Raw genomic sequence first — 25079 nt, forward strand, 5'->3', positions numbered from 1 at the left:
GAGCCATAACCTATAATCTCTATGTGCTAAGTAGGCTTTTAATGGAGGCCCGTTCAGTTTTTCTGCGCACGACCTCACGTGGCCGGTTCGGCGGAGGCTGCCCGGAATTTGGGCGCCTGTTAGCCCGACCTTTACCGAGCGTGCGTCAGATGGTCGCTAGCGAGCGGCGCGCGCGCATGCGCCGCCGAGGGGGAACGTCTGCCATGACCGGCCTTTTCCGCCGACGCAAAGGTGACGCCGCCGACGCGCGGCTCCGGCACCTCGAGACCATGTTCAAGGCGCTCGGGGGCCGGCAGGGACACCTGGAGCTCGAGCTCGACGGCACGATCCGCAGCGCCAACGAGATGTTCCTGCAGATGATGGGATACGAGCTCTCCGAGGTCGTCGGGCGCCACCACGACATGCTTGTCTACCCGGAGCAGCGCGGCGCCGGCTCCGAGGCCTTCTGGTCCGCGTTGCGCAGCGGCCAGCCGGTCAGCGAGCGATTCCGCCGGCTGACGAAGGATGGGCGGGAGCTCATCTTCTTCGGCACCTACTACGCCCTGTGCGGCCCGGACGGCCGACCCTACCAGTACATGCTGTGGGGGGCCGACGTGTCGGACCAGGTCCGCGCCCAGCGCGCCGCCGACGAGGCCCTGGCGCGGCGCCGCGAGGAGCAGCAGCGCGCCTTCGCAAGTCTTCACGGGGCTCTTACGGCGCTGGCCAAGGGCGACCTCACCGCGCGCATGCAGGAGAACCTGCCGGAGGAATATCTGCCGCTGAAGCAGGACCTCGAGCTTGCGATGGCGGAGCTTCGATCCGCCCTGGGGCGGATCAGCGAAACCACCGAGGGCATGAACGCCGGCGCCGCCGAAATCGTCCGCGCAACCGACGAGCTCGCGCGCCGCACCGAACAGCAGGCGGCCACGCTGGAGCAGACCGCCGCGGCGCTCGAGGAGATCACCGCCACCGTGCAACGCACCGCCGAAGGCGCGGTCCAGGCCAACGCCGCGGTCTGCGGCGCCAAGCAGGAGGCCGAGCGCAGCGGCGAGGTCGTCCAGGGCGCGGTCGCGGCCATGGACCAGATCGCCGCCTCGGCCCGGCAGATCAGCCAGATCATCGGGGTGATCGACGAGATCGCCTTCCAGACCAACCTCTTGGCCCTCAACGCCGGCGTCGAGGCGGCCCGTGCAGGCGAAGCCGGCCGCGGCTTCGCCGTGGTCGCGTCGGAGGTCCGGGCGCTGGCCCAGCGCTCGGCCGAGGCCGCCAAGGAGATCAAGGCGCTGATCAGCGCTTCCACCCAGCAGGTCGGCCAGGGCGTCGAGCTGGTCGGCCAGACCGGTCAGGCTCTGGAGAGCATCGTCGCCCGGGTGAACGAGATTTCCGGCCTGGTCTCCGAGATCGCCGCCTCGGCCCAGGAGCAGGCGACGGGACTGGCGCAGGTCAACACCGCGGTCTCGCAGATGGACCACGCCACGCAGCAGAACGCGGCCATGGTCGAGGAGACCACCGCCGCAAGCCACGCGTTGCAGAACGAGGTGAGCGAGCTCGTGGGACTGGTCAACCGGTTCCGCACCGGCGTCGACCGGCCCACCCGCGAGCGCGGCTCCATCGCCGGCGGCGCCCGCCGCAGCTACGCCGCCCCTGCCCTGAAGACGACCAGTCAGGTCGCGGAAGCGCCCGAAGCCGGCGAGTGGGAAGAGTTCTAGGGTCTAGCGGCCCCTCACCCCATTCCACCTCCCCCGCGAAGCGGCGGGAGGTGGGAGCGCTTCTAGAACGCGAACGCGGGGCCCTCCACCCGTTCGCCGATCATGAAGGCGTCGGCGACGTGGCGGAACGGGGCGACGTCGACGTCGCTGCGGCGCTCGGCGATCAGCCGGGCGAAGTGGGCGTAGAGCGGGGCGTACTCGGCGTGCGGGCCGTGCGCGCCGGCCGTAGCCGCCGTCCCGTCCACCGTCATCTCGGACCCGCCCTTCGACAGCACGAGCCGGCCGCCGTCGGTCTCCACCTCGATGTCCCAGCGCTGATCGCCGGTGTGCAGGAAGTCGAGCTCGGCCGCGATCGGCGCGCCCCGGGCGTCCTCGAACGCCAGCTCCGCGGCGATGGGCGCCTGCCGGTTGCTCGGGAAGACCAGCCGCCCCCGCCGCAGGGCGAAGGTCTCGGGGAGGATCTCCGTGACGATGGAAAGGGCGTTCACGCCGGGATCGAAGACGCCCATCCCGCCGGGCGCGAAGATCCATTCCTGGCCCGGGTGCCAGACCCGGACGTCCTCCTTCCAGGTGATCCTCGCCGCCCGCACCGTCCGTCCCTGCAGCCAGGCCTTGGCCGCCGGCACGGCGGGCGCGAACCTCGAATGCCAGCTCGCGAACAGGGTGACGCCCGCCGCCTGCGCCCGGCGGGCCAGGTCGTCCACCTCGCTCAAGGTGGCCGCCGGCGGCTTCTCCAGCAGCACGTGGACGCCGCGGGAGATCGCCAGCCGCGCATCCTGGGCCCGGCCCACCGGCGGCGTGCACAGCGAGACCGCCTCCACCTCCGGACAGGCGTCGAGCAGTTCGGCCAGCGATGTGAAGCTCTTCACGCCCTCGACGCCGGTCGAGCGGCTGGCGGCGGCGGCCAGTTCGAAGTCCGGGCTGGCGGCGATCACCGGCAGGTGCTGGTCGCGGGCGATCTTGCCGACGCCGACGATGGCGAGCTTCACGGGCATGGCGGCCTGTTCGGTCTGGTGGGACGGGACGTCACTCTCGCCGCGGAGGGCGGCCCTTGCCAAACGATCTCGTCGCCAAGCCGATGCAGGTCAGGCGACGGCCCGCTCGGGCTCGGCTGGACGGCGGTGGGTGTCCTCCCACCAGTCCCCAAGCTGATCGATCAGCGGCACGAGCTTTTCGCCAGCCTCCGTCAGCCGGTACTCCACCTGGGGCGGCACGGTCGGGATGACGGTGCGCGAGATCACCCCGCCGGCCTCCAGCTCGCGCAGGTCCAGCGACAGCATCCGGTGCGAGATGCCCTCATTGGCCCGCTTCAGCTCGTTGAACCGCATCGGGCCCTTGCTGAGATAATAGATGATCAGGGCGCGCCAGCGCCCGGAGATCAGCAGCACGGCCTTCTCCAGCGGGCATTCCGAGACAGTTTCCTTCATCGGCGGTCAGCCTCCAGTATAATTTATGTAACCCAAGCACATTATTTTGCGCTCTTGCCGCCTCGATCAGAAGAATTAGGTACGCGTCTCCACTCTTCTGGAGGATACGCGAAATGACCCCCGTTCTTCTCTATGGCGTCCCCGAGGGATGCTCCTTCGGCTCGATCGTGGCGCTCGAGTGGCTCGGCCAGCCCTACCGCCTCTGCCGGATCCACATGCCGGAGGAGACCCAGACCGACCTCTACACCCGCATCGCACCGGTCGGAGAGACCCCGGTCCTGATCACCGAGGACGGCCGGGCGCTCACCGAAAGCATGGCGATCCTGAACCACGTGGCTGCGCATGGGCTTCAGATGGGGCTTGGCCATCGCCAGGGAAGCCCCGGGTTCGATGCGCTCAACCGCACCCTCGCCTTCCTGAACACCACCTTCTTCGCCGCCTACGGACCGCTGTGGTTCGCGCTCGAGCATGCGCAGGATCCTGAGACCCACGCCGCGCTGCGCCGGTTCGGCGAGACCCAGGTCCGCGCCGCGCACCTCAAGCTCGAGGCCCTGCTCGGCGATGCGGCCTGGCTGAGCGGCGAGCGGATCGGCCTGGCCGACGCCTACTTCGCCGCGATCGCCCGATGGAACGATTTCCACAAGGTGGTCGACCGGTCCGACTTCCCGAAGCTCCAGGCGCTCTACGAGCGGGTGCAGCAGGACCCGGCCGTCCGCTTCGCCCACGAGATCGAGGCCGGCCGCGAGCCTTCCGGGGCCGGCGGCTTTCGGGGCCACGTGAGCCTGGAGGACGTCGCCGCCGAGCTGGGCCTGACCGCCGCCGAGCCGGCCTGATCGGCGGCGCCGGCCGCGCCAGAGTCTTTTTGCGATTGATTCTCAGGTGCGGCCGGCGTCACCATGTCGGGCGAAACAAGGAGGCAGGGATGAAGACGCTCACGCTCGAGGACCTCGACCGGCTCTACAAGCCCGCCTCCAAGCTGGTGCGCGACAAGGTGCTGGACCACGTGGAGGCGCACGGCCGGGCCTTCATCGGCCTGTCGCCCTTCTGCGTGGTCAGTTCGGCCGGGCCGGACGGGACCATCGACGTCTCGCCCCGCGGCGGCGAGCCGGGGTTCGTGCACGTCAGCGAGGACGGCCGCCACCTCTTCCTGCCGGACCGGCCGGGCAACAACCGGCTCGACACCCTCCGCAACCTGCTGGGCGGCCCCGGCCGGATCGGGCTGATGTTCATGATCCCCGGCTTCGACGACGTCTTCCGCGTCAACGGCCGCGCCGAAGCCACCGACGATGCGGACCTGCTGGCCAGCTTCGAAGAGTTCGGCAAGCTGCCGCGCATCGTCGTGCGGGTGGCGGTGGAGGAGGCCTTCCTCCACTGTCCCAAGGCGATCATGCGCGCCCGCCTCTGGGAGCCTGAGGCCCAGGTTCCGCGCGAGCGCCTGCCCAGCGGCGCCCAGATGATCTTCGACCAGCTGCAGCTCGGAAAGCCGCCGATCAGCGACGAGCAGATCATCGAGAGCTACAAGACGCAGCTGTGACCGCTCCCCTTGTGGGCGCGGGGTGACAGGTAGCGCCTTGCCGGCGCAACCAGTCACCGGAAGGCGTCGGTGACTGGTTGGGCGCAAGCCCTACCTGTCACCCATCCCCAAGACCCAGCTGTGAGCCCCTCCCCCGGTTCCGGGTTGCCGCTTGGCTGACGGAAGGGCGCCCGGTCTAGCATCGCTGCGGGCGATCTCTGGAGTTCGGGCGTGGAACGGTACGACTACATCATCATCGGCGCGGGCTCGGCCGGCTGCGTGCTGGCCAACCGGCTGAGCGAGGACCCTCAGACCAAGGTCCTGCTGGTCGAGGCCGGCGGCAAGGACAAGTCGATGATGGTCACCATGCCGGCCGGCGTCGGCGTGCTGATCCCGACCCAGAACCCGTTCAACTGGGGCTTCTGGACCGAGCCGGAGCCGCACCTGGACGGGCGCAAGCTGTGGTGGCCCAGGGGACGCGGCTGGGGCGGCTCGTCGTCGATCAACGGGATGATCTACATCCGCGGCCATGCGCGCGACTACGACCAATGGCGGCAGATGGGCCTGACCGGCTGGGGCTATTCGGACGTCCTGCCCTACTTCAAGCGCTCCGAGACCCTGGAGGGCGGCAGCGACGCCTGGCACGGCTCGGATGGGCCGCTGCACGTCTCAAAGGCCGCGAGCAGCCATCCGATCTACAAGGCCGCCATCGAGGCCGGCGCCCAGGCAGGCTATCCGCTCACCAACGACTTCAACGGCTTCCAACAGGAGGGCTTCGGCCCCTACCAGGTCACCATCAAGAACGGCGAGCGCTTCAGCGCGGCGCGGGGCTACCTGCACCCGGCGCTCAAGCGGCCCAACCTGACCTGCCTCGTCTCGGCGCGCACCAGCCGCATCCTGATCGAGAACGGCCGCGCGGTGGGCGTGGAGATCATCGACGCCAAGAAACAGACCCGCACCATCCACGCCGACGCCGAGGTGATCCTGGCCGCCGGGGCTGTGCAGTCGCCGCACATCCTGCAGCTTTCCGGCGTCGGCGATCCGGACGACCTGCGCCCGCACGGCATCGACGTGGTCCACGAGCTGAAGGGCGTCGGCGCCAACCTGCAGGACCACCTGGACGCCTCGATCGCCTACGAGTGCCCGCAGCCGATCACCATCCACTCCATGCGCAAGGGCCACCGACAGCTGCTGGTGGGCCTGGACTACATGTTCCGCCGCCAGGGGATCGGGCGGCAGAACTTCCTGGAGGCCGGCGCCTTCCTGCGCTCGCACGAGGGCCTCGATCGGCCCGACCTGCAGATCCACACGGTGCTCGCCATCATGCAGGACCACGGCAAGGTCAGTCACAAGAAGGACGGCTATACCTTCCACGTCTGCCAGCTGCGCCCGGAGAGCCGCGGCCGCATCGGCCTGAGGAGCGCCGATCCGCTGGCCGACCCGGCCATCTTCGCCAACTACCTGGCCACCGAGACCGACCGGCGCACCCTGCGCGACGGGGTGAAGATCGTCCGCGAGGTGGCGGCCCAGGCGGCCCTGAAGCCGTTCACCGGCGAGGAGCTGTTCCCGGGCAGGGACGTGCAGACCGACGCCGAGATCGACGCCTGGATCCGCCGCGCGGCCGAGACCATCTACCACCCGGTCGGCACCTGCCGGATGGGCGCGGCGGGCGACGCCATGGCCGTGGTGGACGGGGAGTGCCGTGTCCAGGGCCTGGAGCAGCTGCGCGTCGTCGACGCCTCGGTGATGCCTACCCTGGTCGGCGGCAACACCAACGCCCCCACCATCATGATCGCCGAGAAGATCTCCGACGCCATCCGCGGCCGCGCCTACCTCGCCCCCGAGGAAGCGCCCGTCTACGAGCCGGGCGGCGCGCAGGCGGCGTGAGCCCTCCATTCAACGCTCATCCCGGCGGAGGCCGGGACCCAGAATGGCGGGCGCAGCGGCGGGCTCCACAATCGCAGCGCTCATCCAGCCAATTCGGAGACTTGGATCTGGCTCCCGGCCTTCGCCGGGATGAGCGGAGTTGAGGGGGCGTCACCGGCGGCCCTTGGTGACTGGTTGGGCCGCACGGCCCTACCTGTCACCCGTCGCTGCTATCCCCACACCTCGATGTTGTCGCGGCGCTCCACGCGGAAGGGGCGCTCGGCCTCGAGGAAGGGAAGCAGACCGCAGTCGGCCAGCAGTTCGCGCACCGACGCTTTCGCAGCCGCGTCCATGGCGGCGTAGTCGTCGGTGATCCGCTGCCAGAGGTACATGGTGTAGGGCGCAGCCCCGCTCTCGAACGGGACGCGCCGGAAGCTGGTGGCGACGCGGCCGATCATCCGCTGGTGCGGCTTGGCCGAGACCGGCTCGCCCGGGCGGCAGCCCTGCTCGGCCACGTGGCGGGCCAGGAACGCCAGCTTGTCGGTGAGCTCGGGGAACAGCTCCTCGGCCGCGTGCGCGAGCAGCGGTCGCAGCGTCTGCGGGATCTCGTCGTCCGCCAGGTAGCCGGCGGGGTAGCCGCGGTACTCGGGAATGTCGGCGTCCGGCGCGTTCATCCGCTCGACCCAGCGGTACACCTTCGGCGCGCGGGCCTTCATGATCGCCTCGGGAACCGGGTCGCGGCCCAGGTGGGCGAACAGCGGCCCCAGCATCCCGTAGTCGCCCAGCGAGGGCTGGCCGCCGAACAGGTAGGGATGGTCGGCGAAGTGGGCCTGCAGGATGTCGAGGAGCCGCAGGTAGGACTCCTCGATCGCCGGGATGGTGTCGGGCGTGACGCCGAGCGCCGGCAGGTAGGAGGCCATCCGACCCATCACCGCCGCCGCGGCCTGGGGATCGCCCCGGCCGGCGAAGGCGTCCTTCAGGAAAGTGAGCTGCTGGTCGGCGTAGGACCAGCGGTAGTGCATGGCGTGGCGGGTCATGCCGACGCTGCCGTAGATCTCCAGCACGTGGGCGGCGATCAGCTGGCGCGGCCCGGGCGGCCGGGCGCTGACCGGCGCGCCGTTGGCTTCGAAGTGGTCGAGGATGTCGACGCTGTCCTGCACGATGGTCCCGTCCGGGCAGACCAGCACCGGGATGATCGAGCGCCCGATGCGCGGCATCACCTCGTTGCGGTAGGCCGGCTCGCCGGGCGACTTTTCAACGTAGCGGACGCCCTGCTTGCGCAGATAGGCGCGGCTCTTGCCGGTGTAGAGCGAGTGCGGCGCGCCGTAGAGGATGTAGGGCTCGCTCATTCGCCGGCCGGCGCTCCCGTCCGGGCGATCAGGCGATCGAGGGCCGCCATGTGGTTCTCCTTGATCAGCTGCAGCGCCCCTTCCACGTCCACCCAGGGCCGCGGATAGAGCACGTCGATGGCCAGGCCGCGCAGGGCCGCCACATAGACGGTGACGATGCGGTCGAGCGCGGCGCGGTCGGTCACGCCCAGCCGCTGGGCCAGGCCCCAGATGGCCTCGCGGTACAGCCGGTCCGTCGTCTTGTTCTCAGGCGCGATCCGCTTCAGCAGCTCAGGGTCGCTGTAGGCGGCGACCATGATCTCCAGCCGCACGAAGCCCTCGGGCTTGGAGACCTGGTCCCAGAGCACGTCGACCAGCAGCTCCCAGCGGTGGCGGTCGTCCCGCGCCTGGGCCAGGCGGCCGCGGTAGGCGTAGTGCCGGTCGACCGCGATGTGCCGCAGGACGCCGGCCATCAGGTCGGCCTTGGTCGGGAACTGGTGGAGGAGGCTGCCGCGGCTGACGCCCGCCCGCTCCTGCACCAGCAACGTGGTGGTGCCGTAGTAGCCGCACTCGAGGATGCAGGCGACCGCGGCGTCGAGGATCTTCGCGCGCGTGGCGGCGCTGCGGACCGCGTTCGGGCCCCTCGCCTTCCGCTCCGCCTTGCCTGCCGTCTCGCTGGTGTTTCCGTTCACGCCGCCGCCGTCGATGATGCGAAGGCGCTTGTAGCGCGCGGCGGCCGTCAGACCCAGCCTCGAGGAAACGGGCCGGGGCGCCACGTCAGCGCGGCGCCGGCCGCTGGTAGAGCTCGACGGTGTAGCCGTCCGGGTCGCGCACGAAGTTGGTGCCGTCGGCGATCCGGGCGGGCGGATAGCCCGCCGCCGCCGCCCGCTCGGCCAGCTTGCGCCCGTCCGGGACGGTCAGCACCAGGCGGCCGAAGCCCGCCGCCGCCGGATCGACCTTCTCCACCTTGCGCAGGACCACGAGGGTGTCGCCCCGGAGGTCGCCGTTCAGGCCCAGCAGATACTCGACAGCCTCGCCGCTGGCCGGGACCCGGGCGGCCACCTTGAAGCCGAGCACCTCGGTGTAGAAACGCTTCGAGCGCTCCAGGTCGGCGACGTTCAGGCCGACGCCGGCGGCGCGGATCGGCTTCAGCTCGTCCGGGATGGCGGGCGCGGAGGTCTGGGCCGGCGCAGCGCCGGCGCTCAGGGTGAGCGCAGCCGCGACGAAGACGGCGGTCGAGAGCTTCATGCGGTTTCCTTCGGCCTAGCTTCCGGCCGTGTCGGCGGCCGCTGTGGTCGCCGCGGCGGCGGGCGGACGCAGCTGTTCCGGGGTCTGCGACACGGCCGCTTCGCCGGCGCGGACGACGATGCCGTCGATGACCCGGAAGGGCGCCGCGGCGCGCTCTCGGGCGACCGGGGCCGGCGCGGAGGCCTTCCAGGAGGCGGCCTTCGCCACCTGCAGCTTGGCGTCCGGCGTCATCACGAAGGCCGGCACCGCGTCGATGCGCAGCGCGGACGAGATGTGGGTCTTCTCGCCCTTCGGCCCGGTCGGGCTGTAGTCCGCGTTCCGCTTCAGCGCGTAGTAGACCGCAGGCAGCTCGACCCAGGTCAGCGCCTCGATCACCGGGCCGCGGGCGTCGACCCAGCCGCGGTAGACCGGCTCCCAGGGTCGGTAGCCGCCGAGGTAGCCCTTCAGCGTCCCGTCCGCCTGCATCTGCAGCTTGGCCTTCGCCCGCAGCAGCTGCATCTCGCGGGAATAGCCGGGGTCGCGGATCCACACCTCCGGCGCGGTCTCGGTGACGATCTCGCCCTTGCGGACCTTGGCCTTGAAGACCGCCTCGAACTTGGCGTCCGGCTGGATCCGGAAGGTGTAGTCGCGGGCGATGTCCCCGTTGCCGTCCTTCACCAGCTTGTCCGGGCTCATGTAGAAGCCGACGGTCGCGTCGGCCTCGTTCATCGGGTCGTTCCCCTCGCCGGAGACGACGATCACGATGGTCCAGCCGCCCTCGCGCATGATGTCGTTGAACTGCAGCGCGCCGCTCGATTTGCGCGGCGGCCCCCGGTAGGTCTTCCAGCAGCCGAGCGTGCGGTAGAACTCGTTGTCGATCCCCCGCTCGCCCGTCGGGCTGACGAAGCCGGTGCGGGCGTCGCCGTCCAGGTTCAGCCCCTCGGCGATTTTGCCCGTGACGCCCACCAAGCCGGGATCGGGCGTCGAGGTCGGATGGATGTAGACGTTCGCCCGATCCTTGCCGCGGAAGGCCATCTGGTTCTGGCCGTGCACCGCGCTGCGGGTCGGGTTGGCGGGGTCGCGCAGCCACCGGGCTTCTTCCGGGGTGTAGCCCGCCTCGACCAGGATCTTGATCCAGTCGGGCTCCGGGTTGCTGCCGCCGGGGCAGTCCGTCCCGGGATCGATCACGCCGTCCTTGGCGCCGTAGTACATGGCCGGCTCGTACCACTCGACCGCGTAGGCGCGGGTCCAGGCGGCGGAGGCGGCCGCGGGCGCGGCCAGCGCGGCGGCGGCGGCGAGCGCGCCGAGCGCGAGGGAAGCGGGCTTCATCACGCCATCACCTCGCTGATCGGCTTGGCGGTCTTCATCGCGCCGGTCCCGAACTCGCCCACCGGCAGGCCGGCGAGCTGCTGGGCGGTGAGCGAGACCCGGGTCACGGACTCGCCCTGCGAGGCGATGTGCTGGCCGGCCTTGTGGCGGCCGTTGGCGCCGCCGGCCAGGATCATCGGGATGTTCTCCAGCGAGTGGATCTTGGCGTAGCCGGTGTCGCTGAAGCCCAGCACCAGGGTGTGGTCCAGCAAGGTGCCGTCGCCTTCCTTGATGGCGTCCAGCTCGGCCAGGAAATCGCCGAAGCCTTGCATGACGAGGCCCGCCAGCTTGCTGGTCATCGGCTGGTAGCCCAGCTTGGCGTCGGTCGGCTCGTCGTGGCTGTACTGGTGATAGATCTTGGAGTCCCCGGGGATGTAGGTCTCCGAGGCGCCCGCGGTGTGCACCACGTTGAACACCTTGGTCTGGTTGCAGGCCAGGCCCATGGCCAGCAGCCGCGCCATCGCCTTGTTGCTGGCGTTCACGACGTCGATGGCCGCGCCGCGCTTGGGCTCCTCGGGCTTGCCCGGGATCACGCAGGCCTCGCACTCCTCCGGCTTCTGGAGCTGGATCGCCAGCTGGTTCTCCATCTCGCGCAGCGAAGTGAAGTACTGGTCGAGCTTGACCTGGTCGGCGCGGCCGACATCGGCCATCAGCGCCTGGCGCTGGTCGGCGATGGCCGACAGCACGCTCTGGCGGAGCATGACGTTGGGGTCCGGCTTCCAGTCGGGGCTGTTGGGGTCCTGGAACCCCTCCCCGAAGATGCGGGTGTAGAGCGCCAGCGGCGTCGTCTCGGGCGTCGCGAATCCCTTGCCCGTGCGGGTCGAGTAGCTCACCGGCTTGCCGGACGGCGAGACGTCCAGGACCTTGAACCGCGAGCCGCTTCCGATCGCGTCAGCGACCGCCGTGTCGAACGACGGCGCATCGAAGCTGCCGGTCTTGGCCGGGGCGACGCCGCTCAGGATCGAGGCGTGGCCGCTCCAGTGGACGATGTTCGGCCGCCCGTCGCCGATGGCGCGGAAGCCGGAGAAGACCGAGACCTTGTCCTTCACCGCCGCCAGCGGCTCCAGCTCCGGCGTGATCTCGAAGCCCAGGCCGGTCTTCGTCGGCACCCAGCGGGTCCCGGCCGGCGTGTGGGTCAGGCCCAGGCCCCAGAAGTAGGTGCCGAACCTCGTCGGCAGCTTCGCGCCGTCCGCGAACGCCTGGCCGTTGCCGTCCAGGAACAGGTCGAGGGCCGGAACGCCGACGCAGACGGCGGCGCCGCCCAGCATGCCGCGCATCAACGAGCGGCGGTTGAAACGCGCGGTCATCGCACCTCTCCTGCAAGACGTTGCGGCCGCGCCTCGGCGACCCTTTGAGCTGGCTTCGGCCGGGCCGGGACCACGACCTTGAAGAGTTCCGGGCTGGACCCGATCCGCGTCAGCAGCGCGCGGAAACGGTAGCCGTCGGCCGCGAAGGCCTTGGCCTGGGCGGCGAGGTAGTCCTCGTCCTCATCCTCGTCGGGCGCTCGGCCGGTCCCGTAGGCGTAGGCGTTGCGCACCAGGCAGGCCGCCGTCTTGGGATCGTCGTACAGCAGCTGGCCCAGCCCCTGGGCGCCTTCGAACTTGCGGCCGTTGATCTCGGAGCTGACGTCGATCAGCGTCCCGTTCTCCAGGGTCCGCCGCTGGCCGAGGCCGTCGAAGTGCTCCAGCGCCAGGCCGGCCGGGTCGCTGATCCGGTGGCAGGCCGCGCAGCCCGGGTTGGACATGTGGTCGATCAGCCGGGTGCGGACGGTGCCCTTGTCCAGCGCCTGCACCTTCGAGAAGTCCACGTCCGCCGGCGGCTCGGGCGTCGGCTCGCACATGAAGATCTCGTAGAGCTTCACGCCCCGCTTGGTCGGCGAGGAGGCGGCCGGGTGGGCGAACAGCGACAGGAAGCTCACCTCGGTGAGGATGCCGGAGCGGCCCGCCTCCTTGGCGAAGCTGAAGCGGGTCCAGGGCTCCTCCGAGGCGTAGGCGACCTGGTAGACCGCCGCCAGGTGCCGGTTGATGAAGGTGTCCTGCGAGGTGAAGATCTCGCGGTAGTCGCCGTTCTCGGTCACCACGTGGTGGATCAGCGTCTTGAGCGTCTGCTCCTTGGCCGACTCCGCCAGCGCGGTGCTGAATTTCGGATAGGTCAGGGTGTCCTTGGTGAGGTTCTCGAACTCGCTGAGCTGCAGCATGTCCTCGAAGAAGGCCCGCGCCCCGTCCGCCAGCTTGGGCGAGGCGGTCATGCGGGCGAGCTCGCGCTGCAAGCCTTCCTCGGTGTGCAGGTCGCCGCGTGCGGCGGCGGCCAGTAGAGCCTCGTCGGGCTCGGCGTCCCACAGGAGGTAGGAGATCCGGCTCGCCTTGGTGTAGCCGTCGAGGCGCAGCGCGCCCGGGTTCGCCGGATCCGGCTCGGCCCGCTCGATGCGGAACAGGTACTCCGGCGCCATCAGCAGGCTGACCAGGGAGAGCTTCAGCCCCTCGTAGAAGTCGCCGGTCTTGGCCGCGCCGTTGTTCGCCACCGCGACGCGCGCCTCCAGGTCGCCGCGGCTGAGCGGGCGGCGGAACAGCTTGGTCCCGTAGGTCTGGATGAACCGTTCGGCGCAGGCTGCGTCCGGCTTCTTCGGATCGGCCGGCGCGCATCCGACCACCGCATCCCGGCGCTTGGGATCGAGGGCCTGGTCGGCGATCGAGCGCGCCAGAGCGTAGTACTGCTCGAACCCGCCGGAGGTGATGGAGAGCTGGGTGACGCCGATGGCCAGCAGCCCCTCTTCGCGCTTGCCCGGCTCGAAGCGGGCGTTGATCGCGATCTCCGGCCCGAAGGCGTTGGCGATGGCGTGGCGGTACTGGCTTTCGGTGATTCGGCGCGTGGCGACGGTGACCGGCTGGGCCGCGGCGGCGGCCGGCTTGTCGGCGGCGAACGTCCCCGAACCCGCGGCGGCCACGAGGCTGGCGGACGCCAGAATCACGGCGGCCGACGATGCGAACCACGACTTCACGATGAACTCCCTCCCCGGCGACCGACGGCCGCGTCCCCGCAAGGTCTTGTCGCCTCTTGCCGTTGAGGATTAGGCACAGCTCCGTTAGTAGTCAACCTGACTGTAAATTGAGTCAGGTCGCGGGGAGAGTCGTCGGTGCGTTTTGGTCTTCTTCTGCTGGCGGCGGCGAGCGCCAGCCTCATCGCCGCCGGCGCCGTCACCGGCCAGGAGGCCGCCCCGTCCGCCGCCGCTGCGGCCGGGGACGCCGAGGCGGGCAAGGAGGCCTTCAAGCTCAGCTGCCGGGGCTGCCACACCACCGTCATCGCGCCCACGCTGCGGGGCGTCGCCGGACGCAAGATCGCGAGCGTCGAGGGCTTCGGCGGCTACACCGCCGCCCTTAGGGCCAAGGGCGAGGAGACCTGGACCGCGGCCAGCCTCGACGCCTTTCTGAAGGCGCCGGCCGCGTTCGCCCCCGGAACGTCCATGATGCTGTCCGTGCCGGACGATGCGGCGCGCGCCGACCTCGTCGCCTACCTGCTGTCGCTCGAGGCGCCGTCCTGACGCGCGCCAGCGCCAACCGCCCCTGAAGTTCCGGAGTGATTCCCATGGCCATCCATCGACGCGGCCTGATGCTGTCGGCCGCCGCCGCAGCGGCCCTGCCGCCTCTCGCCCACGCTCAGGCCGACGAGCCCGTGCTGGTGACCATCCCGAAGACGCGCACGGCGTTCGAGCCTGGCGAGGTGACGATCACGAGCGGCCAGACGGTTCGCTGGCGCAACCGCAGCATCGTCGAGCACAGCGTCGTCTGCGACCCGACCCAGCCGAAGGACCCGGCCAGCTCCGCCCTGCCGGACGGCGCCAAACCCTTCGACTCCGGCCCGTTCAAGGACGGGGCGACCTTCGAGCACAGGTTCGAGACGCCCGGGACCTACGTCTACTTCTGCCGCGAGCACGAAGGCATGGGCATGGTCGGCAAGGTGATCGTGACCGCCTAGGCCCCGGCAGGCGCGCGGCCCATCACCGTGTCGCGCAGCTTGGCCATGCCCTTGATCCAGCGGTCGTAGTCGCCGGTCTTGCGCTGCATGTAGGTGACCACCTGCTCATGGGGCAGGATCAGGAAGCTCTCCCGGTCCAGGCCCTCGACGACGCTTTCGGCCACCGCTTCCGGCGACAGCACTCCGTCCACCGACTGCGAGCCCTTGGCGCCGCCCAGCATCGGGGTGTCCACCGCCTGCGGGCAGAGCAGCGAGACGCGGATGCCGTGGTTCTTGTGGGTGATGGCCAGGCTCTCGCCGAAGCCGATCGCCGCGTGCTTGGTGGTCGAATAGACCGCGCTGCCGATCTGCGAGAGCAGGCCGGCCGCCGAGACGGTGTTGAGGAAATAGCCCTCGCCCCTGGCGATCATCCCCGGCAGCGCCGCGCGGGCGGCGTAGACGTGGGCCATCACGTTGACCCGCCAGCCCAGCTCCCAGGTCTCGTCCGCGGCCGAGGCGGCGTTGTCCACGTCGGGGTCGCGGCCGGCGACGCCGGCGTTGGAGCAGAACAGGTCGATGCGGCCGAACTTCTCCTCGGCGGTGCGGGCCAGCCGCTGGACGTCGGCCTCGCGGGTGACGTCCGCCTTCAGCCCGATGCCGCCGATCGCGGCGGCGACCGCCTCGGCTCCCTCCCCGTTCAGATCGCCGACCACGATCCCTGCCGCGCCCTCGCGGGCGAACCGCTCGGCCAGCGCCTTGCCGATGCCGCTGGCCGCGCCGGTGACGACGACCACCTTGCCCTGAAGCTTCATCCCGTCCCTCCCGGATATGGAAAGCCCCTCCCCCGGGCGTCCGGAGGAGGGGCTGGTCCGCGTCAGTCCGACCTAGTTGCGGAACACCGCCGCGGTCGACGGATCGGCCGGCATCTCCCGGTACTGCCGCACCTCGTTGCGGCCCACGACCATGTGGTGGACCTCGTCCGGGCCGTCGGCCAGGCGCAGGGTGCGGGTGGAGGTGTACATCTTGGCCAGCGGCGTCTTCTGCGAGACGCCGGTGGCGCCGTGCATCTGGATCGCCTGGTCGATGATGGTGCAGACCCGCTCGGGGACCATGGCCTTGACCATGTGGATCCAGATCTTGGCCTCGTCCCTGGGCAGCACGTCCATGGCCTTGGCGGCCTTGAGCACCATCAGGCGCATGGCCTCGATCTCGATGCGCGCGCGGCTGATGATCTCGATGTTGCCGCCCAGCTGGATGATCGGCTTGCCGAACGCCTCGCGGGTGAGGCCGCGGGTGATCATCAGGTCGAGCGCCTTCTCGGCCTGGCCGATGGCGCGCATGCAGTGGTGGATGCGGCCCGGGCCGAGGCGCAGCTGGCTGATCTCGAAGCCGCGGCCCTCGCCCAGCAGCATGTTCTCCTTCGGCACGCGCACGTTGTCGAAGACGATGTGCATGTGGCCGTGCGGCGCGTCGGGGTCGCCGAAGACGTTCATCGGCCCGACGATCTTCACGCCCGGATGGGGCAGCGGCACCAGGATCTGCGACTGGCGCAGGTGGGGCGGTCCGTCGGGGCTGGTCTGCACCATGACGATCATGATGCGGCAGCGGGGATCGCCGGCGCCGGAGATGTAGTGCTTCTCGCCGTTGATGACGTACTCATCGCCGACCAGGGTGGCGCGCATGCGGATGTTCTTGGCGTCCGACGAGGCCATGTCCGGCTCGGTCATGGCGAAGGCCGAGCGGATCTTCCCCTCGAGCAGCGGCTTCAGCCACTTCTCCTTCTGCTCGGGCGTGCCGACGCGCTCCAGCACCTCCATGTTGCCGGTGTCCGGCGCGGCGCAGTTCATCGTCTCCGAGGCCATCGGGTTCTTGCCGAGCTCGACCGCGATATAGGCGTAGTCGAGGTTCGACAGGCCCTCGCCGGTGTGGGCGTCGGGCAGGAAGAAGTTCCACAGGCCCTCGGCCTTGGCCTTGTCCTTGGCCGCCTCCAGCACCTCCAGCTGGCCGGGGGCGTAGGACCAGATGTCCTCCTTGCCTTCGCCGAGCCGGTGGAACTCGGCGCTCATCGGCTGCACGACCTCGCGGATGAAGGTCTTCACCCGGTTGTAGAGCGGCAGCGCCTTGTCGGACATGCGCAGGTCGTTGAGCTCGTCCTGCGGATTGAGCTTGAATTTGGACTCCGGCCGTTCGGCGGTCATGGTCATGGGCATCCTCCAAAGCGCGAGCCGCGGCCAAGGCTGCGGCGCCTCGACCCGTGCGACACCTTTGGCCCATCCGCCGGCAAAATCAAACAAGCGTTTTACGAATTGTGATTGAACCCGTCCGGCGCGGGCCGTCCGGAGGATGACGTAGCGTCAGCTGACGTTGCGGCGGCCTTGCAGCCCCGCCGCAGAGGCATAGGCTCGACTTCAAAGAACAGAGGTCCTTCAGGGAGGATCGTCCATGAGCCCAGCCGACGACGTGCGGGCCCTAGAGCTCGCGCCCCCGTTCAAGCCGCTGCCGCAGAAGGGCCCCGACGTCAGCGTGGAGCGACGCGCCGACGGTTCGGTGCTGATCTGGTCCAACCATCCGCCCGGCGAGGGCCCCCGCTCCATCGGCCACCTGCTCGCCGAGCGCGCCGCCGCACATCCCGACCGGCGCTACATCCTGCAGCGCGAGCCGGGCCACGGGCCCTGGCGCGGCGTGACCTACGGTGAGGCCAAGCAGGCCGCCGACGCCATCGCCCAGTGGCTGCTGGACGCGGGGCTGACGAACGACGATGCGGTGATGGTGCTCTCCGGCAATTCGGTGGAGCACGCCCTGGTCATGCTGGGCTGCTACACGGCCGGCGTTCCGATCGCCCCGATCAGCCCGGCCTATTCGCTGATGTCCAGCGATCACGCCAAGCTGAAGCACTGCTTCGGAGTCGTCCGGCCCAGAGTGGTCTTCGCCCAGGACAGCCAGATGTTCGCCCGCGCCTTCGAGGCGCTGCGCAGCCTCGACCCCGCCCTGACGTTCGTCACCGTCGACGGCGGCGCAGGCACGATCCCGTTCCCCGAGCTGGCCTCGACGCGCCCCACGCCCGCGGTGGCCGCGGCCCTCGACCGCGTCGACCACGACACCACCGCCAAATACCTCTTCACCTCCGGCTCCACGGGCATGCCCAAGGGCGTGCCGCAGACCCACGGCATGTTCGCCGGCGTCATCGCCGGCCAGGAGGGCCTGCGCGACGAGCCGGCCGATCCGGACCTGGTCCCCGAGGCCCTCGAGTGGATGCCCTGGAGCCACATCTCGGCCGGCAACATCGGCTTCAATGGCGTGCTCTGGAGCGGCGGGACCCTCTACCTCGACGAAGGCAAGCCGCTGCCGGGGATGTTCGAGACGACCATCAAGAACCTCTACGAGGTCTCGCCGATGGTGTTCGGCTCCGCGCCGATCGCCTTCGGCATGCTGGCCGAAGCCATGGAGCGGGACCCGGCGCTTCGCCGATCCTTCTTCAAGAACCTGCGCTACATGGGCTACGGCGGCGCCACCCTGTCGAACGACGTCTACGAGCGGATGCAGGCCCTCGCCATCGCCGAGACCGGCTTCCGCATCCCGCTCACCACCATGTACGGGGCCACGGAGACGCAAGGGATCACCGTCGTCCACTGGGTCACCGAGCGGGTGGGCCTCGTGGGCCTGCCGCTGCCGGGCATCACCCTCAAGCTCGTGCCGAACGGCTCGAAGTACGAGGTGCGGGTCAAGGGGCCGACCGTCACCCGCGGCTACCACAACGACCCGGTCAAGACGGCCGCCGCCTTCGACGAGGAGGGGTTCTACAGCCTGGGCGACGCCGCCAAGTTCCTCGACGCCGACCAGCCGGAGCTGGGCCTCGTGTTCGACGGCCGGGTGACCGAGGACTTCAAGCTGGACTCCGGCACCTGGGTCTCGGTCGGCACCCTGCGGCCGGACCTGGTGGCCGCCTGCAGCCCCTACGCCCTCGACATCGTCGTCACCGGCCAGGACAAGCCCTTCGCCGGGGCCCTCATCTGGCCTGCGCCTGCGGCCCTGCCCGCGCTCGGCGCCGATCCGCTGCCGAAGCTGAACGAACTGCTCGCCGAGCGGCTGGCCGCATTCAACGCCCAGGCCGGCGGCTCCTCGCGCCGCATCGGCCGATTCCTGGTGATGACCGAGCCGCCGTCCATCGACGCCGGCGAGATCACCGACAAGGGCTATGTGAACCAGCGCGCCACGCTGGAGCGGCGGGCGGCCCTGGTGGAGGCCCTCTACGCCCAGCCGCCGGGACCGGGGGTCGTCATCGTCTGAGGGGAACCACGGCCCGCGCCTCCGGCTTCCATCGGCGCACGCGAGAGGCCGCCATGACCCCCAACACGCCACAGGACCCCTTCACCGAGGGCGCCGAGCGCGCCGCAGACGCCGAGCGCCGCATCCAGCAGAAGATCGACGCCGAGGAACGCTCGTTCGAAGGCCAGGATGGCGGCGGCGCCATGCAGGCCGGCGCCCGGCGCTATCCCGAGCCGCCCTTCCCCGAGCAGCACCTCCAGAAGCCCGGCCTCGAGGCCGACCTGCAGCCCCGGCCGATGTACGACGCCCCGTTCTGGAAGGGCTCGGAAAAGCTCAAGGACAAGGTGGCGCTGATCACCGGCGCCGACTCCGGCATCGGCCGGGCCGTCGCCATCCTGTTCGCCCGCGAAGGCGCCGACATCGCCGCCTGTTACCTGACCGAGCACGAGGACGCCGAGGAGACCCGCCGCGCCGTCGAACGCGAGGGCCGCCGCTGCATCCTGATCTCCGGCGACGTCGCCGACCCCGCCTTCGCCCAGGCGGCGGTCGACCGGTGCGTGAGCGAGCTCGGCAAGCTCGACGTGCTGGTCCCCAACGCCGCCTTCCAGGAGCACGTCAGCGACTTCTCGCAGCTCACCGCCGAGCACTTCGACCGGACGCTGAAGACCAACCTCTACGGCTACTTCCACATCGCCCAGGCCGCCGTGCCGAAGATGAAGCCGGGGAGCGCCATCGTGATGTGCGGCTCGGTCACCGGCATCATGGGCAACAAGGAGCTGCTGGACTACTCGATGACCAAGGGCGGCATTCACGCCTTCGCCCGCTCGCTGTCGACCCACCTGATCGACAAGGGCATTCGGGTGAACGTGGTCGCCCCAGGACCGGTCTGGACGCCCCTGAACCCCGCCGACAAGTCGGCCAAGGACATCACCCAGTTCGGCGCCTCCACCCAGATGAAGCGGCCGGCCCAGCCGGAGGAGATCGCCCCGGCCTTCGTCTTCCTGGCCTCCGAGCAGTGCTCCAGCTTCATCACCGGCGAGATCCTGCCGATCCTCGGCGGCTACAGCGGCGGCTAGGGGCCCGGATCCGGAACAGGGCCTCGCGCCTCCACGTTGCAGTGGAGGTTGGGAGAGGTCGATGCTCGAGGCCCTTCTGAAGCGCGTGATCCGGACGGGCGCGCTGGCGGTGCGGCTGCCGTCCGGCGAGGTGATGACCTTCGGCGAGGCGGAGGATGCGCCCCTGCGGATCGCCATCCGCGACCGGCGCACGGCGCTGCGGCTGGCCATCAACCCGCAGCTGGCGCTCGGCGAGGCCTATGTGGACGGCGGCCTGGTCATCGAGCGGGGCGAGCTCTGGGACCTGCTGGACCTGATCGGCCGCAACCTTCCGCAGCGGACCGGACGGCCCCCGCTCCTGACCCGGCTGCTTGGCCGGCTGGACCAGATGAACAGCCGCCGCGCCTCGCGCCGCAACGTCGAGCATCACTACGACCTGGGCCTGGACCTCTACCGCCGCTTCCTGGACGAGGACCTGCAGTACTCCTGCGCCTACTTCCAGCATCCGGACACGAGCCTCGAACAGGCCCAGCAGGCGAAGAAGCGGCGCCTGGCCGCCAAGCTCGCCCTGCGGCCAGGGCTTCGCGTCCTCGACATCGGCTGCGGCTGGGGCGGCCTGGCCATGAGCCTGGCTGAGCAGGCCTCGGTTCGGGTCACCGGGATCACCCTCTCGCCCGAGCAGCTCGCCGCCGCCCGCGCGCGCGCCGCCGAGCGCGGCCTTTCGGACGACGTCGAGTTCCGCCTGCAGGACTACCGCGACATGGACGGCCCCTTCGACCGGATCGTCTCGGTCGGCATGTTCGAGCACGTGGGAAGGCCCAACTACCGGGCCTATTTCGACTCCATCGCCCGGCTGCTCGCCGACGACGGCGTGGCGGTCGTCCACTCCATCGGCGTGACCTCGCCGGCCGGGCGGGTCCAGCCGTGGATCGGCAAGTACATCTTCCCCGGCGGCTATACGCCGGCCCTGTCGGAGGTCCTGCCGGCCATCGAGCAGGCGGGGCTGTGGGTCACGGACGTGGAAGTGCTGCGCCTGCACTACGCCCAGACGCTGCGCGCCTGGCGCGAGCGGTTCACCGCGCGCCGGGCGGAGATCGCCCGCGACTACGGCGAGCGGTTCTGCCGGATCTGGGAGTTCTACCTCTGCCTCAGCGAGCTCGGCTTCCGATACCGCGGCTGCATGGTCTTCCAGATCCAGCTCGCCAGGCGCGTGGACGCCCTGCCGATCACCCGGGACTACATGTCCGACCCGGTCGCCGCCGACGGGACCGGCGGCCGCCGCCGGCGAACGCCGGGCGCCCGCCTGCAACAGCGCACCTGATCGGCCGCCGCCTGAATGACGCTGGCGTCACTTTCAAAGTTGACACCCGCGTCACTTTCGATCAGCTAGGTCCCGGCGAACTGGGAGATGTGAGATGGCCGACGGCAACCTTCTGAACCGCGAAGCCGCGCGCGAGCAGGCCTACGCGACCCCGCTCGAACAGCTCAATCCCGCCCAGCCGGCGCTGTTCCAGGCCGACGCCATGTGGCCGATCTTCGACCGCCTGCGGAAGGAAGCCCCGGTCCACTACACGCCCGAGAGCGAGTACGGCCCCTACTGGTCGATCACCAAGTACAACGACATCATGGCCGTGGACACGAACCACCAGGTGTTCTCGTCCGAGCCCGGCATCACCATCGCCGACCAGAACGGCGATCAGGGTCCCCTGCCGATGTTCATCGCCATGGACCCGCCCAAGCACGACATCCAGCGCAAGACCGTCAGTCCGGCAGTCTCGCCCGCCAACCTGCAGGTGCTGGGCCCGCTGATCCGCGAGCGCGCGGCGATGATCCTCGACTCCCTGCCGATCGGCGAGGAGTTCGACTGGGTCGACAAGGTCTCCAAGGAACTCACCGGCATGACCCTGGCGACCCTGTTCGGGATGCCGCAGGAGGACCGCCGCAAGCTGATCTACTGGTCGGACGTGGTCACCGCCGTCCCCGGCCAGGGGCTGATCGACAGCCTCGAGCAGAAGATGCAGATCTTCGTCGAGTATCACGCCTACTTCACCGCCCTGTGGAACGAGCGGGTGAACGCCCCGCCGACCGGCGACCTGGTCTCCATGCTGGCGCACGGCGAGGCGACCCGGAACATGGAGCCGCGCGAGTACTTCGGGAACATCGTGCTGCTGACCGTCGGCGGCAACGACACCACCCGCAACACCATCTCGGGCTCGGTTCTCGCGCTGAACCAGAACCCGGACCAGTACCAGAAGCTGCGCGACAACCCCGGCCTGATCGCCTCGATGGTCTCCGAGACCATCCGCTGGCAGACCCCGCTGGCCCACATGCGCCGGCGCGCCACCCAGGACATCGAGTTCGGCGGCAAGCAGATCAAGGCCGGCGACAAGGTCGTCATGTGGTACGTCTCGGGCAACCGCGACGACGAGGTGATCGAGAACCCGAACGCCTACATCATCGACCGCGAGCGGCCCCGCCAGCACATCTCCTTCGGCTTCGGCATCCACCGCTGCGTGGGCAACCGGCTGGCCGAGCTGCAGCTGACCATCATCTGGGAAGAGATCATGAAGCGCTTCCCGGAGATCGTCGTCACCGGCGAGCCGAAGCGCGTCTACTCCACCTTCGTGAAGGGCTACGAGACCCTGCCGGTGGTGATCCCGCGCCGGAACTAGGGCGCCCCTGGTCCCACGGCGGCTAACGAGCGCTCCGGCTTCCGCGGTCGCCCGTGCGTCGAAGAACGGCCGCGAGGCCGATTGTCGCCATGGCGAACAGCCCGACCGCCGCGCCGGCGCCGGCAAGGCCCGCGTTCGCCAGCGCGAATCCGCCCGTGAAGGTGCCCAGGGCGATGCCGAGATTGGCGGCGGCGATGTTCAGTGAGCCCGCCAGATCTGGGTGGGCGGGCGCGGCCGACATCACACGCACCTGCGAAAGTACGAAGCCAGCCGCGTGCGCGGCGCCCCATAGCGCAAGGATGGCGAACGCGGGGCCGTCGCCGGGGCCGGCGAGGAGCGCGGCGGCCGCGACAGCCACCGCCAGCGCGACCCCTGCGCTTCCCCAGACCGTGTGGCGCTCAAGCCGGCCGCCGAGCCAGTTCCCCCAGAAGCCGGCCAGGCCGAAGAGCAGCAGCCCCGCGGCGGTCCCGCCGGCGCCCAGGCCAGCGTGGCGCAGCATGGTGGCGATGTAGGCGTAGCCTGCGAACATCGCGGCGAAGAGCAGGGTGGAGAGGGCGAGCTGGGCAGGGAACCCTTGCGTGCGCATCAGCGCAGCGACGCCGCCCGGCCTGCGGGACACAGGCGGCGCGTCGATGAAGGCCGAGCATACCGCGGCCATAAGGGAGAGCGCTCCGAGAGCAAGGGCCGGCGCCCGCCAGCCGAAGGCCTCGGCCGCCAGGCCGCCCAGAGGCGGCGCGAGCCATCCGCCCAGCGTGACGCCGATATAGAGCTGGGCGACGCCGCGCCCTGCGCCCTGCCGGGCGGCGAGGACGGCGCCGGCCACGCTGACATAGACCGGCAGAGCCGCGCCCTGGGCAAGACGCAGCGCCATCGCCAGGGGCAGACTGGCGAAGAGCGCCAGCAGCAGGTTGGCGGCGAACGGCAGCAGGGACAGTGCGAGAGCGGTGTGAGGCGCCAGGCGCGTGGCGCCTGCCGCCGCCGCAGGCCCGAACAGGATCGAGCCGAGGGCGAACAGCGTCATCATCCAACCGGCCCCCGTCGGGGTGACGCCCAGTTCGCTCGCCATCTGCGGCGCCAGTCCGATCGCGACGAACTCGGTGGCCACCACGACCGCCGCCCCGAAGATCAGGATCGGGGCGGGGGATCGCGCCAGCCGGGCGTGCGTCACGCGTTGGCGCCGTTGTCGATGAGCCAGCCGGCGCCGTTGACCGAGCGGCCGGCCTCCGAGGCGAGGAAGGCGACGACGGCGGCGATCTCCGCCGGGTCGGCGAAGCGCTGGTGCGCCATACGACCGCGCTGCGCGTCAGCGGCCTCGCCGTCCGCCGGATTCATGTCCGTATCGGTGGAGCCGGGATGGACGACGTTCACAGTTATGCCGCGCGGGCCGAGGTCCCGCGCCAGGGCCCGAGTGAAGCCGATCAGCGCCGCTTTGCTCGTGCTATAGGCGACGAGGCCGGGGGTCGGCGCCTGGCTGGCGAGGTTGCTGCCAATCGAGATGATCCTGCCGCCGTCAGGCATGTGCGGCAGCACCGCCTTGGTGGCGACGAAGACGGCGCGCAGATTTATCGCCATGGTCTCGTCGAACGCCTCCAGCGAGAGGGCGTCGATCGGTGCGGCGTGGAACACGCCCGCATTGTTCACGAGGATGTCGAGCCCACCCCAGGCCACGGCGGCCGCATCGACGGCGTCCCCGAGGGCCGCCGCATCGCGGTTGTCGGCCTGCAGCGCCATCGCGACGCCGCCCGCCTGGGCAATCTCTTCCGTCACCCGCCGGGCGTGCTCGGCCCCCGCAGCATAGGTGACGGCGACCTTGGCTCCGCCCGCCGCCAGACGGCGGACGATCGCGGCCCCAATCCCGCGTCCGCCTCCCGTGACCAGCGCGCGCTTGCCGATGAACTCCTGCATCTCCGGCTCCATATTTGTAGTGATCGCTACACATATGAGCGGCTTGCCACGCCGGTCAACGCCTTTGATAATGATCACTACAGAAAGGAACGCCTGTGCCGGACAGGGGCCGTCCCCGGAGCTTTGATCGTGACGTCGCCTTGGAGCGTGCGATGGACGTCTTCTGGTCCAACACCTACGAAGGCGCTTCGATCGCCCAGCTCACCGAAGCCATGGGCATCAGCGCTCCGAGCCTGTACGCCGCCTTTGGGGACAAGGCGGCGCTGTTCCGGGAAGCGCTTGGCCTCTACCTCGAACGGTACGGAGACGCGATCTGGGCCCCGCTCGAGGCGGCGCCTGCGGCGCGGGACGGCGTGGCGCGGCTGCTTGCCGCCACCGCCGAGGCCTACTCCAGGCCGGACACGCCCCGCGGCTGCATGGTGGTGCTCGGCGCGCAGCACGGCGGCCTGGACGACCCCGTCCGCAGCGACCTTCGCGCGCGTCGCCTCGCCAACTGGAAGGACCTCGAAGCCAGGATGCGGAGGGGCGTCGCCGAGGGAGACGTTCCGCCCACCTTCGACATCCCCGCGGCGGCGGCCTTCTACATGGCGGTGCAGACCGGCATGTCCGTTCTCGCGCGGGACGGCGCCGATCGCGAGGCGCTCTGCGCAGCCGCCGCCGGCGCCATGCAGGCGTGGGACGGCTTCGACCGAAACTCAGGGACGGACGAGCGCTGAGCCCCGGCGGGTGCGGCTGGCGTGCCGTCGGGCGCCGCGGTTGTGCGGATGGGAAGGTGCGATCGCGGCGAGGATCGTCTGCGACGGCGCGTTGCAG

Annotated in this window: 23 protein-coding genes; 11 read left to right on the plus strand and 12 right to left on the minus strand. The window is 70.2% G+C overall.

What is annotated here, in order from left to right; translation table 11 throughout:
* Nucleotides 1-203: 203 nt before the first annotated feature.
* Nucleotides 204-1688, plus strand: a complete 1485-nt coding sequence (locus ACFSC0_RS21160; protein WP_377283491.1) for a methyl-accepting chemotaxis protein — start codon at nucleotides 204-206, stop codon at nucleotides 1686-1688.
* 62 nt (nucleotides 1689-1750) lie between these two features.
* Here the strand turns inward: ACFSC0_RS21160 and ACFSC0_RS21165 are convergent, their stop codons facing one another.
* Nucleotides 1751-2683, minus strand: a complete 933-nt coding sequence (locus tag ACFSC0_RS21165) for a Gfo/Idh/MocA family protein (protein WP_377283492.1) — start codon at nucleotides 2681-2683, stop codon at nucleotides 1751-1753.
* A gap of 90 nt (nucleotides 2684-2773) precedes the next feature.
* Entirely contained in the window at nucleotides 2774-3115 is a 342-nt protein-coding gene (locus ACFSC0_RS21170; RefSeq protein WP_377283493.1) for a winged helix-turn-helix transcriptional regulator, read from the minus strand.
* Between the two features lie 113 nt (nucleotides 3116-3228).
* Between ACFSC0_RS21170 and ACFSC0_RS21175 the strand changes: the two genes are divergently transcribed.
* From ACFSC0_RS21175 to ACFSC0_RS21185, 3 genes are all read left to right on the plus strand, one after another.
* Nucleotides 3229-3948 (plus strand): glutathione S-transferase family protein, encoded by a 720-nt coding sequence (locus ACFSC0_RS21175; RefSeq protein ID WP_377283494.1) that lies wholly within the window; start codon nucleotides 3229-3231, stop codon nucleotides 3946-3948.
* Nucleotides 3949-4037: 89 nt separating this feature from the next.
* A complete protein-coding gene (locus ACFSC0_RS21180) occupies nucleotides 4038-4649 on the plus strand; it encodes a pyridoxamine 5'-phosphate oxidase family protein (protein ID WP_377283495.1) in 612 nt (203 codons plus the stop codon).
* A gap of 210 nt (nucleotides 4650-4859) precedes the next feature.
* Nucleotides 4860-6515, plus strand: coding sequence for a choline dehydrogenase (locus ACFSC0_RS21185; RefSeq protein ID WP_377283496.1), 1656 nt, complete (start codon nucleotides 4860-4862; stop codon nucleotides 6513-6515).
* 209 nt (nucleotides 6516-6724) lie between these two features.
* Here ACFSC0_RS21185 and ACFSC0_RS21190 read toward each other — a convergent pair whose 3' ends face one another.
* Genes ACFSC0_RS21190 through ACFSC0_RS21215 form a run of 6 tightly spaced genes read right to left on the minus strand, consistent with a single transcriptional unit; the run spans nucleotide 6725 to nucleotide 13415 of the window.
* Nucleotides 6725-7843, minus strand: coding sequence for a glutathione S-transferase family protein (locus ACFSC0_RS21190; protein WP_377283497.1), 1119 nt, complete (start codon nucleotides 7841-7843; stop codon nucleotides 6725-6727).
* Nucleotides 7840-8598 carry a TetR/AcrR family transcriptional regulator gene (locus ACFSC0_RS21195; RefSeq protein WP_377283498.1) on the minus strand — a complete coding sequence of 253 codons (759 nt, stop codon included), beginning with the start codon at nucleotides 8596-8598 and terminating at the stop codon, nucleotides 7840-7842. The genes ACFSC0_RS21190 and ACFSC0_RS21195 overlap by 4 nt, the downstream gene beginning before the upstream one ends.
* Nucleotide 8599: 1 nt before the next feature.
* Complete coding sequence (locus tag ACFSC0_RS21200; RefSeq protein ID WP_377283499.1) at nucleotides 8600-9070, minus strand: VOC family protein; 471 nt, start codon at nucleotides 9068-9070, stop codon at nucleotides 8600-8602.
* Nucleotides 9071-9085: 15 nt separating this feature from the next.
* A complete protein-coding gene (locus ACFSC0_RS21205) occupies nucleotides 9086-10378 on the minus strand; it encodes a hypothetical protein (protein ID WP_377283500.1) in 1293 nt (430 codons plus the stop codon).
* The gene (locus ACFSC0_RS21210) at nucleotides 10378-11724 is read right to left on the minus strand and encodes a DUF1552 domain-containing protein (RefSeq protein WP_377283501.1); all 1347 of its coding nucleotides are present in this window, start codon (nucleotides 11722-11724) and stop codon (nucleotides 10378-10380) included. Before ACFSC0_RS21210 ends, ACFSC0_RS21205 begins: the two co-directional genes overlap by 1 nt.
* The gene (locus ACFSC0_RS21215; RefSeq protein ID WP_377283502.1) at nucleotides 11721-13415 is read right to left on the minus strand and encodes a DUF1592 domain-containing protein; all 1695 of its coding nucleotides are present in this window, start codon (nucleotides 13413-13415) and stop codon (nucleotides 11721-11723) included. Before ACFSC0_RS21215 ends, ACFSC0_RS21210 begins: the two co-directional genes overlap by 4 nt.
* A gap of 135 nt (nucleotides 13416-13550) precedes the next feature.
* On the opposite strand from ACFSC0_RS21215, the gene ACFSC0_RS21220 reads away from it, so the two are divergent.
* Together ACFSC0_RS21220 and ACFSC0_RS21225 are read left to right on the plus strand one after the other, a co-directional pair.
* Nucleotides 13551-13955, plus strand: a complete 405-nt coding sequence (locus ACFSC0_RS21220) for a c-type cytochrome (protein WP_377283503.1) — start codon at nucleotides 13551-13553, stop codon at nucleotides 13953-13955.
* 44 nt (nucleotides 13956-13999) lie between these two features.
* Nucleotides 14000-14389, plus strand: coding sequence for a cupredoxin domain-containing protein (locus ACFSC0_RS21225; RefSeq protein WP_377283504.1), 390 nt, complete (start codon nucleotides 14000-14002; stop codon nucleotides 14387-14389).
* On the opposite strand, the gene ACFSC0_RS21230 is transcribed toward ACFSC0_RS21225, so the two are convergent.
* On the minus strand, nucleotides 14386-15180 hold the full coding sequence (locus ACFSC0_RS21230; RefSeq protein WP_377283505.1) for an SDR family oxidoreductase: 795 nt from the start codon (nucleotides 15178-15180) through the stop codon (nucleotides 14386-14388). The genes ACFSC0_RS21225 and ACFSC0_RS21230 overlap by 4 nt on opposite strands.
* Nucleotides 15181-15252: 72 nt before the next feature.
* A complete protein-coding gene (locus ACFSC0_RS21235) occupies nucleotides 15253-16572 on the minus strand; it encodes an acyl-CoA dehydrogenase family protein (RefSeq protein WP_452603509.1) in 1320 nt (439 codons plus the stop codon).
* Between the two features lie 238 nt (nucleotides 16573-16810).
* Here ACFSC0_RS21235 and ACFSC0_RS21240 point away from each other — a divergent pair, with 238 nt between their 5' ends.
* The 4 genes from ACFSC0_RS21240 to ACFSC0_RS21255 all read left to right on the plus strand — a co-directional run bounded on the left by ACFSC0_RS21240 (nucleotide 16811) and on the right by ACFSC0_RS21255 (nucleotide 22361).
* Nucleotides 16811-18655 (plus strand): AMP-binding protein, encoded by a 1845-nt coding sequence (locus ACFSC0_RS21240; RefSeq protein WP_377283506.1) that lies wholly within the window; start codon nucleotides 16811-16813, stop codon nucleotides 18653-18655.
* A gap of 53 nt (nucleotides 18656-18708) precedes the next feature.
* Entirely contained in the window at nucleotides 18709-19710 is a 1002-nt protein-coding gene (locus ACFSC0_RS21245; protein ID WP_377283507.1) for an SDR family oxidoreductase, read from the plus strand.
* A 61-nt stretch (nucleotides 19711-19771) separates the two neighbouring features.
* Nucleotides 19772-21010: a class I SAM-dependent methyltransferase gene (locus ACFSC0_RS21250; RefSeq protein ID WP_377283508.1), complete on the plus strand. Its 1239-nt coding sequence runs from the start codon at nucleotides 19772-19774 to the stop codon at nucleotides 21008-21010.
* Between the two features lie 94 nt (nucleotides 21011-21104).
* Complete coding sequence (locus ACFSC0_RS21255; protein WP_377283509.1) at nucleotides 21105-22361, plus strand: cytochrome P450; 1257 nt, start codon at nucleotides 21105-21107, stop codon at nucleotides 22359-22361.
* Between the two features lie 22 nt (nucleotides 22362-22383).
* On the opposite strand, the gene ACFSC0_RS21260 is transcribed toward ACFSC0_RS21255, so the two are convergent.
* Both ACFSC0_RS21260 and ACFSC0_RS21265 read right to left on the minus strand, forming a co-directional pair.
* Entirely contained in the window at nucleotides 22384-23529 is a 1146-nt protein-coding gene (locus ACFSC0_RS21260) for an MFS transporter (protein WP_377283510.1), read from the minus strand.
* On the minus strand, nucleotides 23526-24266 hold the full coding sequence (locus tag ACFSC0_RS21265) for an SDR family NAD(P)-dependent oxidoreductase (protein WP_377283511.1): 741 nt from the start codon (nucleotides 24264-24266) through the stop codon (nucleotides 23526-23528). The genes ACFSC0_RS21260 and ACFSC0_RS21265 overlap by 4 nt, the downstream gene beginning before the upstream one ends.
* Before the next feature lie 152 nt (nucleotides 24267-24418).
* On the opposite strand from ACFSC0_RS21265, the gene ACFSC0_RS21270 reads away from it, so the two are divergent.
* Entirely contained in the window at nucleotides 24419-24982 is a 564-nt protein-coding gene (locus tag ACFSC0_RS21270; RefSeq protein WP_377283512.1) for a TetR/AcrR family transcriptional regulator, read from the plus strand.
* The last annotated feature ends 97 nt before the right edge of the window (nucleotides 24983-25079 follow it).

It is taken from the genome of Phenylobacterium terrae (assembly GCF_042681205.1).
Lineage (GTDB): Bacteria > Pseudomonadota > Alphaproteobacteria > Caulobacterales > Caulobacteraceae > Phenylobacterium > Phenylobacterium terrae.

Excerpts from the sequence above, each read along its gene's own strand:
- ACFSC0_RS21205 (WP_377283500.1), bottom strand. The coding sequence starts at position 10,378 with ATGAAGCCCGCTTCCCTCGCGCTCGGCGCGCTCGCCGCCGCCGCCGCG.
- ACFSC0_RS21265 (WP_377283511.1), bottom strand. The coding sequence starts at position 24,266 with ATGCAGGAGTTCATCGGCAAGCGCGCGCTGGTCACGGGAGGCGGACGC.
- ACFSC0_RS21170 (WP_377283493.1), bottom strand. The coding sequence starts at position 3,115 with ATGAAGGAAACTGTCTCGGAATGCCCGCTGGAGAAGGCCGTGCTGCTG.
- ACFSC0_RS21230 (WP_377283505.1), bottom strand. The coding sequence starts at position 15,180 with ATGAAGCTTCAGGGCAAGGTGGTCGTCGTCACCGGCGCGGCCAGCGGC.
- ACFSC0_RS21255 (WP_377283509.1), top strand. The coding sequence starts at position 21,105 with ATGGCCGACGGCAACCTTCTGAACCGCGAAGCCGCGCGCGAGCAGGCC.
- ACFSC0_RS21245 (WP_377283507.1), top strand. The coding sequence starts at position 18,709 with ATGACCCCCAACACGCCACAGGACCCCTTCACCGAGGGCGCCGAGCGC.
- ACFSC0_RS21235 (WP_452603509.1), bottom strand. The coding sequence starts at position 16,572 with ATGACCATGACCGCCGAACGGCCGGAGTCCAAATTCAAGCTCAATCCG.
- ACFSC0_RS21210 (WP_377283501.1), bottom strand. The coding sequence starts at position 11,724 with ATGACCGCGCGTTTCAACCGCCGCTCGTTGATGCGCGGCATGCTGGGC.
- ACFSC0_RS21180 (WP_377283495.1), top strand. The coding sequence starts at position 4,038 with ATGAAGACGCTCACGCTCGAGGACCTCGACCGGCTCTACAAGCCCGCC.
- ACFSC0_RS21190 (WP_377283497.1), bottom strand. The coding sequence starts at position 7,843 with ATGAGCGAGCCCTACATCCTCTACGGCGCGCCGCACTCGCTCTACACC.
- ACFSC0_RS21240 (WP_377283506.1), top strand. The coding sequence starts at position 16,811 with ATGAGCCCAGCCGACGACGTGCGGGCCCTAGAGCTCGCGCCCCCGTTC.
- ACFSC0_RS21200 (WP_377283499.1), bottom strand. The coding sequence starts at position 9,070 with ATGAAGCTCTCGACCGCCGTCTTCGTCGCGGCTGCGCTCACCCTGAGC.
- ACFSC0_RS21270 (WP_377283512.1), top strand. The coding sequence starts at position 24,419 with ATGGACGTCTTCTGGTCCAACACCTACGAAGGCGCTTCGATCGCCCAG.
- ACFSC0_RS21225 (WP_377283504.1), top strand. The coding sequence starts at position 14,000 with ATGGCCATCCATCGACGCGGCCTGATGCTGTCGGCCGCCGCCGCAGCG.
- ACFSC0_RS21160 (WP_377283491.1), top strand. The coding sequence starts at position 204 with ATGACCGGCCTTTTCCGCCGACGCAAAGGTGACGCCGCCGACGCGCGG.
- ACFSC0_RS21250 (WP_377283508.1), top strand. The coding sequence starts at position 19,772 with ATGCTCGAGGCCCTTCTGAAGCGCGTGATCCGGACGGGCGCGCTGGCG.
- ACFSC0_RS21175 (WP_377283494.1), top strand. The coding sequence starts at position 3,229 with ATGACCCCCGTTCTTCTCTATGGCGTCCCCGAGGGATGCTCCTTCGGC.
- ACFSC0_RS21165 (WP_377283492.1), bottom strand. The coding sequence starts at position 2,683 with ATGCCCGTGAAGCTCGCCATCGTCGGCGTCGGCAAGATCGCCCGCGAC.